Genomic DNA, 15,958 nt, shown 5'->3' with positions numbered 1-15,958 from the left:
TCGGTTGATTCGATCAAGCCTCACTGATCCGATCGTTGACTGAAAATTCTCAAATCACTGAATGTTCTCATCCCAGCCTAACCAGGCAGTACTTGTAGCCTGCTTCGCCATACCATCCGCTTCCATAATTGCATTGGCAAACGCCTCCGGGGCCTCTTCCGGCAAATTATGTCCTATTCCTCCCGTAATGGTATGATGTACATATTTGCCTGTAAATTTAGCAACATACGCTGATGGTGCAGGGTGAGGAGCACCATTCGCATCTCCTTCCAATGTAACCGTCGGTACTGTTATAACCGGTCCTGCCGCCAGCTTCTTTTCAATTGCATCATATTGTTTTTCTCCGCTGACAATACCCAAACGCCAGCGGTAGTTATGTATTGTAATCGCAACATGATCGGGATTCTCAAATGCCGCAGCTGAAACGGCGAATGTGCTATCATCAAAATGCCATTGAGGAGAAGCCGTTTGCCAGATCAGTTTTGCAAATTCACGTGTATTGGCTTTGTAGCCTGCCTCACCGCGCGCTGTGGCAAAGTAGAACTGATACCACCAGCTAAGCTCTGCTTTAGGCGCCAACGGCGCCGCATTGGCTTGTTGACTGCCGATCAGGTAGCCACTTACAGATACGAGGGCTTTACACCGTTCCGGCCAGAGGGCGGCAATAATATCTGCAGTGCGCGCTCCCCAATCAAAACCACCGATGATTGCGTTGTCTATCTTCAACGCGTCCATGAAAGCAATGATATCAGCAGCAAGTGCTGCTTGCTGACCATTGCGCATGGTCTGAGCAGACAGGAACCGGGTAGTGCCGTAACCACGCAGATAAGGCACAATCACACGATAGCCTTTGCCGGATAGTACTGTGGCCACCTGCGTATAACTGTGAATATCATAAGGCCATCCATGTAACAGGATAACAGGTTCTCCATTGGCAGGCCCAACTTCGGCATAGCCAATATCCAGTACGCCTGCTTTGATCTGTTTAACATGACTGAATGCATCTGATACGGCTGCGCTATCGGTTTTATTGGCTGCGAATGCCTGAGATGTGCTCATATAAAGAAGAATAGTAGTGATGATAGAAGGTAAAGTCTTCATGACTGTAGTATTAATGGGTGATTACTGTTCATTATACGCATGAACGGCTTTATTTGTTGACAGATACATAAGTAGCAGGATATAATTTCCTGAACATTATATACGTTACCGTGATAATGGTAAATGCAATGATAGCATCAATGGTAGCAACAAATCCCAGCACTGCGATCTTAGAGAAGAATGCAAACAGGATGTCGAAGAAGATCCCTGCAAAAACCCATTCTTTTAAACGAAGTAGTTTGTTCGGTATGAGCAATACGGCAATGCCGGAGAGCTTGAAAACACCCAGGATATATATAAAATGAGCAGGATAACCGAGTTGTTGTGTAATACCCCATACGATAGGATTGGTGGTCAGTTCGAAAAATCCACTGGCGCCAAACCATAAGGAAATTAATATTGCGCCTGTCCAGTAAATTGCTTTTGAAGTCTGTAAGTTCATAATATTTAGTTTTTTGTGATTGTGATGACACAAAGTTGTATTGAATCTAGCTGGTTGCATAGGGAGGATTTCCTGAAGTGGACAGGTTAAGGGGTCAATTAGACAATCCTGCGGTTAATGTTGATATACTCCCCCTGAAATAGACATAATCAGCTCCCGGGTCCCAGGGAAATGTTATGCCAAAGGATTGCATGTTATTACTATTTTTGCCAATCGTATACAGCAAACAATTTGTCTTTCCATAAAGGGTGTAACATTGTTATTGATGAAAACAAAGTCTATCAACATTTCGCCGGTCATCATCTGGACAAGCTCCATCATACTGGGATTGCTGTCTTCCGTACCACAGTTTGCGCAGCATCAGTTTAACCTGGCAGAGGCCATTGTCAATGCAGTACTCACATCCTCGTTCGCTTTGGTAATGTGGTATGTGAACCTGTACATGCTGTCCCGGTACCCTGCAAAATCTCCAAAGCAGCAGATCTCTTATCGCCGGTTGTCTGTTACGCTGGGAATAGGTATAGTGATCATGTTCGCACTGGCCTGGATACAACAACAGATCCTGACGCATATCAATTTCGGACCGGTGATGCTGATGGTGGAGGTAAGGGGATTACTGATCAACCTGGTATGTTATATGTTCCTGCACTTGTTGCAGCAGAATTACGAAAACCAGTATGTGAATATGGAACTGGAACGTATGAAGAATGACAATCTCGCCGCCCAGTACGAATTGCTGAAACAACAGGTCAACCCGCATTTCCTGTTCAATAGCCTGAATACATTGAAAGCGATGGTGGAAACCGGGGATGAGGATGCGGTCGACTTCATCCTGAAACTGTCTAACTTTTACCGGCATACGCTGGAAAGCCGGAAGTCCGACCTGATACAGGTAACAGATGAAATGGAGATTGTCAGGGCTTTTTTGTTCCTGCAAAATGCCCGGTTTGAAGGGGGATTTACCTTTACAAATACTTTAGAGGAACGTGTGCTGCATACGCTGATCCCTCCATTTACTTTGCAGTTGCTGGTAGAGAATTGTATCAAGCATAATGTGGTGTCATTGGAAAAGCCCTTACATATCAGATTGTATAATGAGGGGGATAAGATCGTACTTGAAAACCCGGTTCAATTAAAGACTGGCGATCATCACTCGCTGGGAGTAGGGTTAGAGAATGTAAACCTTCGTTATAAGCACCTGCTGGATCAGCAAATAGAAATTGTAAATGACAAACACTTGTTTCAAATCAAATTGCCTTTAATTTATGAATATCATCATCGTTGAAGACGAATTAAAGACGGCACGGTCACTGGAAAAGCTGATCCTGGATATTCGCCCTGGAGCAACGATCGCCGGCCGGTATCAGAGTATAGAAAGTACGGTAAGAGCTTTGTCGCAGGAAGTGCAGCCGGACCTGATCTTTATGGATATACAGCTGGCGGATGGTTTATCATTTGAAATCTTTAAACAAGTCAGCGTTACCAGTCCAGTGGTTTTTTGTACTGCATTTGATGAGTATTCTATACAGGCATTTAAACAGAATGGCGTGGATTATGTGTTGAAACCTTTTTCCCGTGAGGACATCGAGGAAGCTTTTAAGAAGGTGGATACGTTAAAGAATTTTTTTCAGCAGAAGCTGATGCCTGATCTGGGACAACTGCTCTCAAAGCTGGGTACAACGTCAGGGAAAACGAGCTTTCTGGTATTCAGGAATCAGAAGTATACGACGATACATACCGATAATATCGCATTCTTTAATATACGCAACGATGCTACCTGTATTATGTGCTTTGATAAACAGGAATACGTGATTAGCCAATCGCTTGAGCAGATCGCTCAACAGGTATCTCCCCGGCAGTTTTTCAGGATCAATCGTCAATGCCTGTTGAATTTTGCAGCTATCAAGGAAGTGGAACATTTCTTTTTGAGAAAACTGCATGTTAAGCTGGTGATTGAAACAAAGGAGAAACTGTTGGTGAATAAGGAAAAAGCAACACGTTTTCTTGCCTGGATGGAGGAACGGTAGAATATCGATCAGGACTTTATGCAATGATCTCTCTTTAGCCTATAAAAATGATAAAATCCACTGCTGTAGCGGATTTTATCATTTTTGCACAATGCCGTATGGTATGCGTCTGTCAGGATACACTTGCCATTGGTTATTGTTTGATAAATTTTAACACTTGATATATTCCCTTTGATTTTAGTTGCACGAAATACATACCGGCTTTCAGTTGGTCAACCGCGATAGATGTTCCAAAGGATGATATCTGCAACAGACCTAAACTATTATATACTTCAATACTTACAGGATTCGTAACCCCACCTACATAAAGTGTGGTCACGGCCGGGTTAGGATACACGGAAATACCGGTTATATCGTCTTTCTTCGTGGCGCTGGCAATTGTGGCCGGCATCGCTGCACTCAGTCGGATTAATTTCCACTGACCGCTGATTTGATTGACATCCGTCCATTGCTGAACATTCCCTCCATTAACGGTACTGAAATTGGAAACCTCAACAAGTTTACCACTGTGTTTTGCTACTATTTTATAATAATCGCTATCAACAGGCACCATCGAAAATTGTTGGTTTGCTCCACTGCCATAGCCCCATTGTTGTACATTGACGCCATCTGCGGTATTGACTCCGGATACGTCAACCGATTTTCCGGATTTGACACAAATGATTTTATAGACATCATTCCCTAAATGAGTAAACGTAAATTGCTGATTGGTCGTACCCATAAAGCCCCATTGTTGGATATTGGCGCCATCTTGCGTAATCAGATTATCATCAACATCCATGTACAACCTGCTGAAACGGTTCTGGAGGTAGTAGGTTCCTGAAATAAGGTTCACTTTCCTTACCTTATTTGTACTCTGTGCCAGGTTTACAATGGGATCTGCGCTAAATACATTAGCACCGTCAAGCGGCGAATAAATTTCGAGGCTGGATTTCAGCAAATTAGCATCAACCATTGCGTTTATTTCTTCGGCAGCCATACCAGAACGATAGAGGAGTAACGTTCTGTAATTTGCCGCCGGGGCATTGGATCCATTTAAGTCGAAGCTGGTCGTAACAATTTTTTCAGCTATAGCGCCTTGTAGTACCTTATCGATATAAAGTAACGTTTTACCCATAGCATAATAATGCGTTAACGTTACTTTATGCCATTGGTTGTCGTTAAGAACAGTAAGTCCCGGAATGCCGGTTGATGAGGCCGACGAATAATCCATTTTACCCGAAGCATTGATAACCAGTTTATTTAGCCCCGCAGCCGTGCTCAATTCTGCCACCTGCCCTGTTGATGAAGTTTGTATATCATAAGAATAGGTAAAGGAATGAAGGGTTTCTTCCGGCTTAATCTGAAGCTTATAACCACTGGCCGCGCTTAAGCTTAACGACGTACCATCCACCCTGTAAGGCTGAGACTTCCCTGCTTTTAAGGCATCGAACAACGAAGGAACAATTGCATACTCAAACTCAAGATGACCGGCATCGTTAGGATGCAAATCGTCATACTTATAGCCCGTAGCCCATCTACCCGATCCATTGTCCAGTGCACCTAACAAATTTACGCTGGCCACATTCCAGGAATGAATCAATAAATTCATCTGCTTAATAAAATTGTATTCCGTAGCAGTGTAATCTTCACGGCTATAGCAATTGGTTATAATGGGTTCGATACCTTGTTGTCTTGCTTTATTTATAAGCAATTTCATATTGTCTCTGAATTGGTCGAAAGTTGCCTGTCCTCCTGTAGTAATGCCTTCATTTCCTAATGAAAGTGCATAAATAACGTATCTGCTGCAGAGTGGTAATAAGTCATTATCCCAGCGGTTTATAACGCTAATGGTGTTGTTGCCGGGGACTGAAATATTCGACACGTTCCATGGTTGCCCCACACCACCGTTTACCCGGGCTGTAAGCAGTTGGGCGTATAACTGGGCATATCCCTGATTGTTGGTGGCACCGGTCCCTGACGGAACAGAAGATCCCATGATTGCTATGCGACCAATATCCTTTGTTGGACAATAGGGCTCAAAGACAACAGGATCAACCTGATTCATTTTCATAACTCCCAAATAGCCAAACGATCCTTCAGTTTTGGTTACTGTAAGGTTTATCTGACCATTATCATCAGGCATTATTATATCTGAGGTCAAAATGGTTTTCGTATTACCATTGTAACCTGTTCCTCCCAGATCGGTCCCGGAGGTTTGCAAAATTCCGTTGTAGAATGAAGCGCCTGTCAGTGAATACGTGGTAATTCGTTTCTCAGGGTCATTCCGGGTTCCAAACAAATTGAAAACATAACCTTTTGTTTTATCTAAACCTCTTATAGAAAGACTGGAAGATGCGGTTGTGTGAAAATAATCCTGGGTAGCTGTAGGGATAGCAAAATCACCTAATAAACCAGCATCTGGTGATAATAAACCTCCATTTTGAATACCATTGGATAAAAACCCGGAAGTGATTTTAATATACGCCCCGGTAGATGCATTCGCTTTATCTGCGAGATTTACGGGAGGGGCTGTGGTATTGATATTGGTTACATTGTTCCAGTAATTACCATTTATGTCTGGGCTGGCGGTGATATTACCATTGGTAACATCATTCGGTCCGAAATCAATATACACCGTTTTCAAAGCTGTAACAGGTATCCTTACTTCCTCAATTTTCAGCGCACCAATATAGGCGAAACTACCAAGTTCCCTTTTTACAGTAATGGCTATCTGGCCCTTTGCATCGGGGCTAATAGTACCCGTAGTCAAAACAGTACTGTTATTACCATTGTACCCTGTTCCGCCTAAATTCGTTCCGGAGGTTTGAAGTGTAGCGCTATAGGTCGTTTTGCCAACAAGTGTATAATTTGACTTGCGCACTTCAGGATCATTCCGGGTAGCAAAAAAATTAAAGACATATCCTTTGCTAACGTCCAGGCCCTTTATTATAAAACCCGCGGTATTATCCGTATGAAAATAATCCTGCGTAGCTGTATTGATCGCAAAGTCCTTTAAGAGTGCCGCAGCAGGTGCTAATAAACCGCCATTGTTAATACCGTTTGAGCTAAATCCGGCCGTAATGTTTATAAATGCACCGGACGATGTGTTCCTGCTTGTTAACAGATATACCGAAGGAGCTGTCGTACTGGTATTCGTAACGTTGTTCCAGTAATTGCCATTTATATCGGGACTGTTAGTGATGTTGCCATTGGTAACATCATTGGGGCCGAAATCAACATAAAAGGTTCTAAGGGCTTGAGCATACGTATCAATCGTGCCAAGACAAAGAATCAATAAATAAAAAAACAGTTTTTTCATAGGGAAATCTATTTTGAGGGTATTTTCAATATAAAGATAATTTATAGTCTTACAAGTTGACACTGTGGCCCCCGTGATAGCCATATTGAATAATGTCTGCACACTGGTCAAAGTAAACCATTAATGGAATGTGATAAGCCGTAATAACTTCGTCTGATAAAAAATCCAACCGGTTTTAAAATTATATATTGGATAATCAATGTTTTATATAGAGACTTGTACCCGAAAATCTAAAGGATAACTGATAGGTTTCAGGCTAAAGGGCGATATTTTTAACTGCTTTGAGGCAACGGATTCTAATGCCGGGAGGTATTGTTTCAGGTAGCCGTTATCCTGAAAGGTTTATGATCAATAGTGTACGGATTAAGTGTAATACAAAAGAAAATGGCTTGCTTACAGCAGGCCATTTTCAAATAATATTAAGGGATGATCTGCCATAACTCTGCGTCATATTGATTTTCCCACCACTGTTCCAGCTTTGTGCCTGGCGTCTGATTGCTGTAAGGCACATTCAACGCCATCAGACTTCTTTTGTTGATGATCTTGAAAAAGCCATTCGCCATATCCTGTACTCTCCACTGCTGCGCAATGTTGCCGTTGTCCGTCTCCTGGACCAGGATATTGCCGGCATCAGGTGATCCACCTGCATTGTCCAGACATAAGCCGGAAGCCACACTGGTGATCTTGTAATAACCATTACCCAGACTGGCGAACGTCCATTTCTGGGCCGTCGCCCCGTTATCCGTCCATTCCTGGATCTGCAATCCGGGAGTGGAGCTGCCGCTGGGCACGTCCACACATTGGGAAGTAACCTTTGATTTAATCCTGTAAGTACCGTTAGCCAACGGCATCGCATAACTTGGCCCGATAGAAGGCGCTGCAACAGGAATCCCCTTTTCAATAGGATAACCAAAATAGGGCACATCCCCGTTCCAGGAGAACTGTTGTGCATTCACTCTCCTGTCCCAGCCGGAACCATCTGCATTGGCGCTGTGATACACGATCCACCACTGGATATTATCAGCAGACTTTACAAAGGAAGCATGACCGGGGCCATAGATGTTCCCGAATTTAGCAAAGGCAGGAGTAGAAGCTTTCGTCCAGGATGCTTTTGCCATCAGGTTGCCATTGGTGCAGGTAATTCTGCCCAGGCAATAGTCATTGGTCCAGCTACCGCTGGCAGAGTAAATGATGTTGACCGTATTGTTGCTGATCAGCGAAGTTGGACCTTCATTCACTGTAGGAGTGCCGACCTTCTCCCAGTCATAATCAGGTCTGGAAATCTCCACCCTTTCCCCTGAAATCGTATAGGGGTTGCTCATTTTGGCAATGTACAGGTACTGGGACACGTTCGTGGAGCCTTCCCATCCCGACCATATAAAATATTGCTCGCTGTTGAAATCAAAAGGATGCCCGTCAATAGCCCAGCGGTCGGTAGTCGCGTTCAGTTTAGCTTTATAGTTATAAGCTCCGTCCAGCGGATCACTGGCATTGGAGCCACCTTCGAGTACGTACATACGGTGATTGTCATTGTTACCATCATCCGCTGCAAAGTAAACATACCACCTGCCACTATAGTAATGCAGCTCAGGAGCCCACAGGTTGGAGGAATAACCTGTCCCCGGGGGAGGTGTGAAGATGAACGTTTTCGTTTGCTGCAACAGATTCTCTAGTATGGCTGACCTCGTGATATACAAACTTCCGCCATTGGATCCGCAATAGTAATAATAACCGCCAATGTTGATCACCCAGGGATCATAATAGCTGCCATTATCTATAGAGGGCAATGAGTTTGTGAAAATATTCGAAGTGCTTAATGCAACACTGTTCGCTGCTACAGTCCTGGCTTTAAATGTATCTGACTGACTCTTCTTACAGCCTTGTGTGAATGCGAGTACAAACAATCCACAGAGGACTAACAAATTGTTTCTTTTCATGGTTTTCAGGTTATGAGGGAGCTACAATAATACACTATGGTATTGAATAATGTAACGCACTCCCGTCATGATTAACGGGAATAATATTCAACAGATTGATAGTTATTGGCTTCGTAGAAAAGGAATCTAAAATGGACAAAAGAAAAGCCCCTACGGGCTTTTCTTTATTTGATTTTTACTGTACGTATAGTCTACGCCATACTAACCATCTTACTCACTTTGCTACTATAAACCAGCAAACCGCCGACCCAGGTTTCCAGCACATTGATATTCCGGATATTCATATACGGATCTTTGATAGTAAGCGGGTCTTGCTGCAACACAACAAAGTCAGCAAAGTTCCCTACTTTCAGTGAGCCTGTCCACTGTTCTGCATAACATTGCCATGCCGCATCATAGGTTATCGCAGTCAATGCCTGTTCAGCAGTAATACATTCCGGCGCATTCAGGGTCGCGAGTGCCGGATCGGCCTCCATTATCCGGGTAACCGATTGCTCCATCATTCTCAAAGGCCCCAGGGGGCTTACCTGATTATCACTGTGCAGCGTTATCTTCATCCCTGCTTTTAGCGCAGCATTACAAAGATCAAGCATATTGGATTTGTCCCCGAAGATCGCTTCCTGGAAAGCATATCCCCAATAGCCCACATGGCCAATCAGGAAACTTGGGGATACCTCCAGTTGTTTCATGGTATTTAACTGATCCAGGGTTGTTAAGGAGCAGTGTTCTATCCTGTGCCGTACTCCCTGCGAGGGTGTGGGTATATATTGCTGATACACCTGAATGGCAAATTGAATAGCGCGGTTACCATTAGCATGGAGCATCAAAGGCCAGCCTTTTTCTGCAATGACAGTTTTCATCAGGTCTTTAAAATCCTGTGGCGCCTGCAGTGGTTGCTTATCCTGTCCGAAATTATATATGCCATAGTTGTTCTCCGGGTTACATAAATACGGTTCAGATTGATATCCTGTTAATCCCTGATTGGAGCCATCAGAAATTACTTTTACATGCCCGATATATACATCCTTGTAATCGGTAGCAGGAGTATAAACCGGTAGCGCTTTCGCATCATCTACAGTATAACATATCTGGGCGGCCCCAATGCGTACGGCCCTCGGATGCACCAATAAATATGCATCAAGTAAAGCTTTCAGACTATTGTTCATCCCTGCATCGTACATAAAGGTTACCCCTCTCTCATTGGCTGTCTGGAAAAGCTGCTTCAGGTGCTTGAATGAATCCAGGAACATGGCTGCTTTCTGTTGCAGCGGGATTGTTTTAAGGGCCGGGTCCATACCCTCAGCTTCCTGCAATTGCCCTTTTGTGGCATTTTTGTAGTCGTTGAAATCAGGATACTGTTTCCTTAAAGAACTGTTTTTTTCATTATTGTAAACTTCTTTCAGCGCGGGCGTGTTCAGATAAAGCGTATGCATGGAAGCACTTATTATCATTACAGGCACTGCTTCGGTAATGGTATCTAACAGGTCAATATCTATAGTTATTAACTCCGTATTATTTTTTTGCAAAGGCATTAAAGCCGGATCAAGACCTGTTCCCAGTATCCAGTGTTTCGGCTTTACATGAGGTACTTCCTGTCTGATAATATCGCGAACGGAGGTGATATCATACCCCTGACGCAAATCCTGTCCGTCAAATCCTCCCACATCCAGCCAGCCCATTAATATAGCTGTGGGGACGAGATGAACATGTGGTTCTATAAGGCCAGGCAGTAATGTGTGCCCCGGTTGCAACTCCCTGGTGATAAAACCGGGATGATTTTGCTGCATGAATTCGTATACCTGTTTTTCGGTACCTGTAGCTACTACATATCCATCTGCAATGCCTATGGCCGGTACTGTTTCAACCGATCCGTTGATCATTGGTCTTATAGTGCCGCCACTGATCATAAGGGTTTTGGGCTGTTCTTTAGCAACGACCTTTGCGGTTGGTAGTGCGGAAAAGTTCGCAGGACTGAATAGCTCATCTTTTAATATTGCCAGTATTGGATTGTTACAGGCACAATGCGTGCAGGAATGGTGGTGGTGTTCCATATTATTTGAGGTTTTGGTTGCTTTTGAGTGGAAAGAGCAGACTTCTGCCAGCAGGAATATAACAATGAACTCCTGTTATTGTTTATGGCTGATATTAAGGAGGATACTGAACTATAAACACGACTACATTTGCCAGGGTATGCCTGCGGCGAATGCCCGGCAAGATTAGTTTGAGTGATATTTGTTTACTGCAGTCAGAAATAAAGTGTTAACTATATATAAGTATCCATATAATTTCATGTTCATGCATAGAATATCCCTGTTTATAGTTCTATTAACGCTTCTTGTTCTTAATATTAATGATGTAAGCCAGGCACAGCAAAGGAAAGATCATATAAGAAAAATAACTTCCGGTACGGATACATTATTAAGTTTATTTCGTTCACCGCCGGATTCTGCCAAGCTGAGAGTTTATTGGTTTTGGATTTATAATCGGGTGACCAAAGAAGGAATTACGCGGGATTTAGAGCAGTTTAAGGCGAAGGGGATCAGTGGAGTCAATCTGATTTGTAATGGGGGATATGCAGGGAAGGAACCTCTTCCTGGTGTAAAGTTTCTTGGTGAGGAGTGGCGTGAGCTTTTTCGTCATGCAGTCAGAGAAGCTAAAAGGCTGCATATGGAAATCGGCTTTAATCTGGCTGGTGGATGGACCCTGATGGGGCCGTCGGTAACCAGGGATAACGCAATGAAGAAGGTTGTGTCGGCGGAATTGAGGACTTCAGGACCGGCAACATTTTCAGGAATACTTCCTCAGCCTCAAATGATAGAAGGATATTATCATGATATTCTGGTACAGGCATTTCAGGTACCGGATAGTACCAAAGAGATAGACCCTGAAACGGTCATTGATTTAACTGATAAACTGGATGCGGGTGGCCATTTTGAGTGGGTGGTGCCGAAAGGGAACTGGGTGATTTTGCGGACCGGATATACGTTGACCGGACATCCATGGAGTAAATGGAAAGCGTATCCCGATGGGGATACTTTTCAGGGAGGAGAAGGCTATGAGATAGACTATTTAAGCAGAGCGGCATTAGACGATTATTTCGCCCATTTAGGCAAGCTTGTAATTGAGGAGACCGGGAAGGCAGGAGGTCATTTGGATTATTTGTGGTCTGACAGTTGGGAATGTGGAAAACTTACCTGGACGCAGGATTTCACTAATCAATTCAGTAAATTCCGGGGATATGATCTGAAAGCTTATATGCCTGTTCTTGCTGGATATACGGTCGCTAATGCAGATGTATCTGCACGGTTTCGGGATGATTTTGATCGTACTATCCAGGATTGTATAGCAGAGAACTTTTATGGCCATTTTGCAGATTTGTGTCATGAGCATGGGATGCAGGTAGGTAATGAAGCCGGAGGCCCTAACGATATTCCTCCTCAGGATGTGTTGAAGAATTTTGGACATTGTGACATCCTTGCAGGCGAGTTCTGGGTAAACGGACATTATAACTCGCCAGATGGCTATAATAAAGACAGAAGAGAACGACTCAATCTTAAACAAACAGCAACTGCTGCCCATGTTTATGGTAAGCGACAGGCTGAGGCTGAGGCTTTCACCCAGCAGGAAAAGGATGTTACACATTGGTCTCTGGGGCCATCCGACCTCAAACCATATGCTAATGATGCTTTTTGCGAGGGGATCAATCGCTTCATGCTACATGAGGCTACCTGCCAGCCCCCATCTGATGGCAAGCCGGGATATGAATATTGCGCCGGGCAGCATTTCTCCCCAAACATTACCTGGTGGGAGCAGTCACCGGCATTTTTCACCTATCTCTCCCGCTGCCAGTATATGCTGCAACAAGGGAAATTCGTAGGGGATGTTTGTTTCTATCTGGGTGAAAGACCGCCGCTTCTTGCCCCACCTAAATATGTTATTCCTTCGCTCGGTCCTGGCTACGACTGTGATTATGTTAATCCGGAAGTCTTACTTACCAGGATGACTGTCAGAGATGGACGTATTGTTTTACCTGATGGTATGAGTTACAGGCTGTTGGTTTTACAGAATTGTACTTCTACATCTCCGGAGATTGCTAAAGAGGTGGGAGCATATCAGGGTTTATCTGTGTCTCCTGTTCCGTCTAATGCGATGTCACTGCCGGTGATTGAGAAGATCCGGGAGCTGATTAATATGGGTGCAACTGTAGTAGGTTCCCCTCCGGAGATGTCGGCAGAGTTGAAGAATTATCCGGAGTGCGATATACAAGTGCGAAAGATAGCGGCAGAGATATGGGGTGATCTGGACGGTAAGAGCCGTACAGAGCGCCGCCTGGGAAAAGGGCGTGTAATTTGGGGGAAAACACCAGGGGAAATCCTCCTTGCTGATGGAGTTGCTCCGGACTTCACTTTTACCGGGCAGACTGAAAACCCTGAGCAATTCGATTATATTCATCGCACAAGCGGTGAAACCGAAATTTATTTCGTTATAAATCGGACTAATCAACAGGAAATACGTGATTTTACTTTTCGGGTTGCGGGAAAACAACCAGAGATATGGAATGCTGTAACTGGTACAACCAGGATGGCAAAGGCCTATCAGCAAGCGGGTAGCTGCACTACATTATCGCTGGAGTTGGATGCGTTCAGTTCTTATTTTGTTGTATTTCGTAAGCCCATTGCCATTGATGTCAAGGGCCTGGCAAAGAGGAATTTTCCTGAGCTGACAGAGCTATGCAAATTAGATGGCCCGTGGCATACTGTATTTGATCCAAAATGGGGAGGCCCGGCTAAGGCGGAGTTTCCGGAACTGGTAAGCTGGACCAAACGATCTGAAGAAGGAATTAAGTATTATTCGGGTACGGCCACGTATACAAAAGCTTTTGATTTGAGTAAGTATGCAGTTGAAAATGTAAAGGGACAAAGATTATTTCTTGATCTTGGAGAGGTTAAGGATGTCGCAGAAGTGCGTCTGAACGGAAAAAAACTAGGTGTTTTATGGTGTGCTCCCTGGCGCGTTGAAATTACTGAGGCCGTAAAACAAAAAGGAAATATACTGGAGATCGATGTTATTAATTTATGGGCTAATCGTGTTGTTGGTGATCTGAATCTACCCAAAGAAAAAAGGTTTACCCAAACACACGACGTTTTCCGTTTTGATATGCTACGGGGAAGCACGCCATTGCTTGAATCCGGATTACTCGGTCCTGTGAAAATATATTCGGCAACTGATGATTAATACATAGTTGCCACCTCTTCACCCCGCAGGAAACAAAAAGCATCCAATAAAAAATCGCAGAAATATTTGCGTAGTTAAATAACTACATATATATTTGTAGTCAAATAGCTACGCAATGAATTTAAGACGAGATGTATTTCAGGCCATAGCTGACCCGACAAGAAGGGCTATATTGTTGTTGGTTGCTTCGCAATCCATGACAGCAGGTGCAATAGCCTCAAACTTTGACACAGCAAGACCTACAGTTTCAAAGCACCTGCAAATACTCACCGAGTGCGAATTGCTTAAACAAGAGCAGAACGGCAGGGAGGTTTACTATCATATAAATGCAAAAAAAATGAAAGAGGTAGCCGACTTCATTGAACCATTCCGCAAAATGTGGGAAGACCGGTTCAACAAATTGGAAACAATCATGAAAAAATATAAAGGCAAATAATGGAACAAAAAACAAAAATAAATGCCGTGGACGGCAAACAGGAATTGGTAATTACAAGGGAGTTTGATTTGCCATTGGAATTGCTTTTTAAAGCTTATGTAGAGCCCGACATTGTTGAGCAATGGATGGGAACGAAAGTGCTGAAACTTGAAAATAAAAGACACGGTAGCTGGCAATTTGAAACAACCGATCCTAAAGGAAACAAACACGGGTTCAACGGGGTAATCCATGAGTTTATCCCGAACCGGAAAATCACGAGGACATTTGAAATGGAGAACACGCCTTTTGGTGTCCAGCTTGAGTTCCTGGAATTTGAACAACTTACAGAGGACAGGAGCAGACTCAATATGCATGTAGTCTACAGATCAGTTGCAGTCAGAGACCAGGTGCTGCAATTACCCTTTGCTCAGGGCATAAATATGGCACATAACCGGATACAAGACATCGTAAGTAAATTAAAATAACACATTATGACAAAGAGAAATAAAATCATCTATTGGATCGCCACGCTCTGGCTTTCATTGGGAATGGTATCAACCGGAATGGTACAGTTATTGAAAGTGCAAGGGGAAGGGGCCGTGGCGCCGCCCGGGGTATATGGTATTAAATATTTGGGCTATCCCATCTATTTTCTAACAATAATAGGTGTTTGGAAAATTTTGGGAGTTGTAGCGATACTTATTCCTAAATTTCCTTTACTAAAGGAATGGGCCTATGCAGGCTTTTTCTTTCTCATGTCGGGAGCAATATTTTCGCATATCGCATTGGGCGACTCCGTGAAGGAAATATTGCCTTCGTTGTTATTATTAGCTCTGACTATAGTATCATGGTATTTCAGGCCCGCGGATAGAAAAACTGTTTTAGTTAACTTTAATAAATGAATAGAATGAATCCCAAGGTTGATTTTTATTTTAGTAAAAACGAAAAGTGGCAGAAAGAACTGGAGCAATTGAGAAAGATCGTTCTTGACTGTGGACTGACAGAAGAATTGAAGTGGGGTGTTCCTTGTTACACGTTTCAGAACAGTAACATAGTTTTGATACATGTATTTAAAGAATACTGTGCGTTGTTGTTTTTCAAAGGAGCCCTGTTAAATGATGCCAATGGTATTCTGATCCAACAAACGAAGAATACGCAGGCAGCGCGGCAGATCCGGTTCACCAATGCCCGGGAAATAGTTGAGATGAAAGCCATCCTGAAAGCCTATATCTATGAAGCCATTGAAGTGGAAAAAGTCGGTTTGAAAGTGAATTTAAAAACGACCGCGGAACTCACCATTCCTGAAGAATTTCAAAATAAATTAGATAAAACCCCTGCATTGAAAACTGCTTTTGATGCATTGACTCCGGGACGGCAAAGAGGATACATCCTTTATTTTTCTGCACCCAAACAATCCAAAACCCGGGAGTCGAGGGTTGAAAAATATACGAAACAGATACTCAATGGAAAGGGATTGGATGATTAGTTATTGCTCCATGA

General features: G+C 43.5%; 12 protein-coding genes. 7 read left to right on the top strand and 5 right to left on the bottom strand.

Translation table 11 applies throughout. The annotated features are described in order from the left end of the window. Positions 1-54: 54 nt before the first annotated feature. Together GO495_RS30930 and GO495_RS30925 are read right to left on the bottom strand one after the other, a co-directional pair. The gene (locus GO495_RS30930; RefSeq protein ID WP_157303826.1) at positions 55-1,101 is read right to left on the bottom strand and encodes an alpha/beta fold hydrolase; all 1,047 of its coding nucleotides are present in this window, start codon (positions 1,099-1,101) and stop codon (positions 55-57) included. A 49-nt stretch (positions 1,102-1,150) separates the two neighbouring features. Further along, the gene (locus GO495_RS30925) at positions 1,151-1,543 is read right to left on the bottom strand and encodes a DoxX family protein (RefSeq protein WP_157303825.1); all 393 of its coding nucleotides are present in this window, start codon (positions 1,541-1,543) and stop codon (positions 1,151-1,153) included. A 265-nt stretch (positions 1,544-1,808) separates the two neighbouring features. On the opposite strand from GO495_RS30925, the gene GO495_RS30920 reads away from it, so the two are divergent. Both GO495_RS30920 and GO495_RS30915 read left to right on the top strand, forming a co-directional pair. Continuing rightward, positions 1,809-2,828, top strand: coding sequence for a sensor histidine kinase (locus GO495_RS30920; protein ID WP_157303824.1), 1,020 nt, complete (start codon positions 1,809-1,811; stop codon positions 2,826-2,828). Further along, entirely contained in the window at positions 2,809-3,570 is a 762-nt protein-coding gene (locus GO495_RS30915) for a LytR/AlgR family response regulator transcription factor (RefSeq protein ID WP_157303823.1), read from the top strand. Before GO495_RS30920 ends, GO495_RS30915 begins: the two co-directional genes overlap by 20 nt. 133 nt (positions 3,571-3,703) lie before the next feature. Here the strand turns inward: GO495_RS30915 and GO495_RS30910 are convergent, their stop codons facing one another. From GO495_RS30910 to GO495_RS30900, 3 genes are all read right to left on the bottom strand, one after another. Beyond that, complete coding sequence (locus tag GO495_RS30910; RefSeq protein ID WP_170302750.1) at positions 3,704-6,871, bottom strand: RICIN domain-containing protein; 3,168 nt, start codon at positions 6,869-6,871, stop codon at positions 3,704-3,706. 419 nt (positions 6,872-7,290) lie between these two features. Continuing rightward, positions 7,291-8,808, bottom strand: coding sequence for a family 43 glycosylhydrolase (locus GO495_RS30905; RefSeq protein ID WP_157303821.1), 1,518 nt, complete (start codon positions 8,806-8,808; stop codon positions 7,291-7,293). Between the two features lie 191 nt (positions 8,809-8,999). Then, a complete protein-coding gene (locus GO495_RS30900) occupies positions 9,000-10,859 on the bottom strand; it encodes an amidohydrolase (RefSeq protein WP_157303820.1) in 1,860 nt (619 codons plus the stop codon). Positions 10,860-11,103: 244 nt separating this feature from the next. Here GO495_RS30900 and GO495_RS30895 point away from each other — a divergent pair, with 244 nt between their 5' ends. From GO495_RS30895 to GO495_RS30875, 5 genes are all read left to right on the top strand, one after another. Then, positions 11,104-14,043, top strand: a complete 2,940-nt coding sequence (locus GO495_RS30895; RefSeq protein ID WP_157303819.1) for a glycosyl hydrolase — start codon at positions 11,104-11,106, stop codon at positions 14,041-14,043. A gap of 115 nt (positions 14,044-14,158) precedes the next feature. Continuing rightward, positions 14,159-14,479, top strand: coding sequence for an ArsR/SmtB family transcription factor (locus GO495_RS30890; protein WP_157303818.1), 321 nt, complete (start codon positions 14,159-14,161; stop codon positions 14,477-14,479). Then, positions 14,479-14,943, top strand: coding sequence for an SRPBCC domain-containing protein (locus GO495_RS30885; protein ID WP_157303817.1), 465 nt, complete (start codon positions 14,479-14,481; stop codon positions 14,941-14,943). Before GO495_RS30890 ends, GO495_RS30885 begins: the two co-directional genes overlap by 1 nt. A 6-nt stretch (positions 14,944-14,949) precedes the next feature. After that, a complete protein-coding gene (locus GO495_RS30880; RefSeq protein WP_157303816.1) occupies positions 14,950-15,360 on the top strand; it encodes a DoxX family protein in 411 nt (136 codons plus the stop codon). Positions 15,361-15,365: 5 nt separating this feature from the next. Continuing rightward, on the top strand, positions 15,366-15,944 hold the full coding sequence (locus GO495_RS30875) for a YdeI/OmpD-associated family protein (RefSeq protein ID WP_205691364.1): 579 nt from the start codon (positions 15,366-15,368) through the stop codon (positions 15,942-15,944). The last annotated feature ends 14 nt before the right edge of the window (positions 15,945-15,958 follow it).

Source organism: Chitinophaga oryziterrae, from assembly GCF_009758125.1.
Taxonomy (GTDB): Bacteria; Bacteroidota; Bacteroidia; order Chitinophagales; family Chitinophagaceae; genus Chitinophaga; species Chitinophaga oryziterrae.
Note: the sequence above shows the minus strand (reverse complement) of the source record. Positions and strands in the feature narration are given on the sequence as shown.

Coding starts and splice junctions, on each gene's coding strand:
- GO495_RS30895 (WP_157303819.1), top strand. CDS start 11,104: ATGCATAGAATATCCCTGTTTATAGTTCTATTAACGCTTCTTGTTCTT.
- GO495_RS30930 (WP_157303826.1), bottom strand. CDS start 1,101: ATGAAGACTTTACCTTCTATCATCACTACTATTCTTCTTTATATGAGC.
- GO495_RS30910 (WP_170302750.1), bottom strand. CDS start 6,871: ATGAAAAAACTGTTTTTTTATTTATTGATTCTTTGTCTTGGCACGATT.
- GO495_RS30920 (WP_157303824.1), top strand. CDS start 1,809: ATGAAAACAAAGTCTATCAACATTTCGCCGGTCATCATCTGGACAAGC.
- GO495_RS30905 (WP_157303821.1), bottom strand. CDS start 8,808: ATGAAAAGAAACAATTTGTTAGTCCTCTGTGGATTGTTTGTACTCGCA.
- GO495_RS30915 (WP_157303823.1), top strand. CDS start 2,809: ATGAATATCATCATCGTTGAAGACGAATTAAAGACGGCACGGTCACTG.
- GO495_RS30900 (WP_157303820.1), bottom strand. CDS start 10,859: ATGGAACACCACCACCATTCCTGCACGCATTGTGCCTGTAACAATCCA.
- GO495_RS30885 (WP_157303817.1), top strand. CDS start 14,479: ATGGAACAAAAAACAAAAATAAATGCCGTGGACGGCAAACAGGAATTG.
- GO495_RS30875 (WP_205691364.1), top strand. CDS start 15,366: ATGAATCCCAAGGTTGATTTTTATTTTAGTAAAAACGAAAAGTGGCAG.
- GO495_RS30880 (WP_157303816.1), top strand. CDS start 14,950: ATGACAAAGAGAAATAAAATCATCTATTGGATCGCCACGCTCTGGCTT.
- GO495_RS30925 (WP_157303825.1), bottom strand. CDS start 1,543: ATGAACTTACAGACTTCAAAAGCAATTTACTGGACAGGCGCAATATTA.
- GO495_RS30890 (WP_157303818.1), top strand. CDS start 14,159: ATGAATTTAAGACGAGATGTATTTCAGGCCATAGCTGACCCGACAAGA.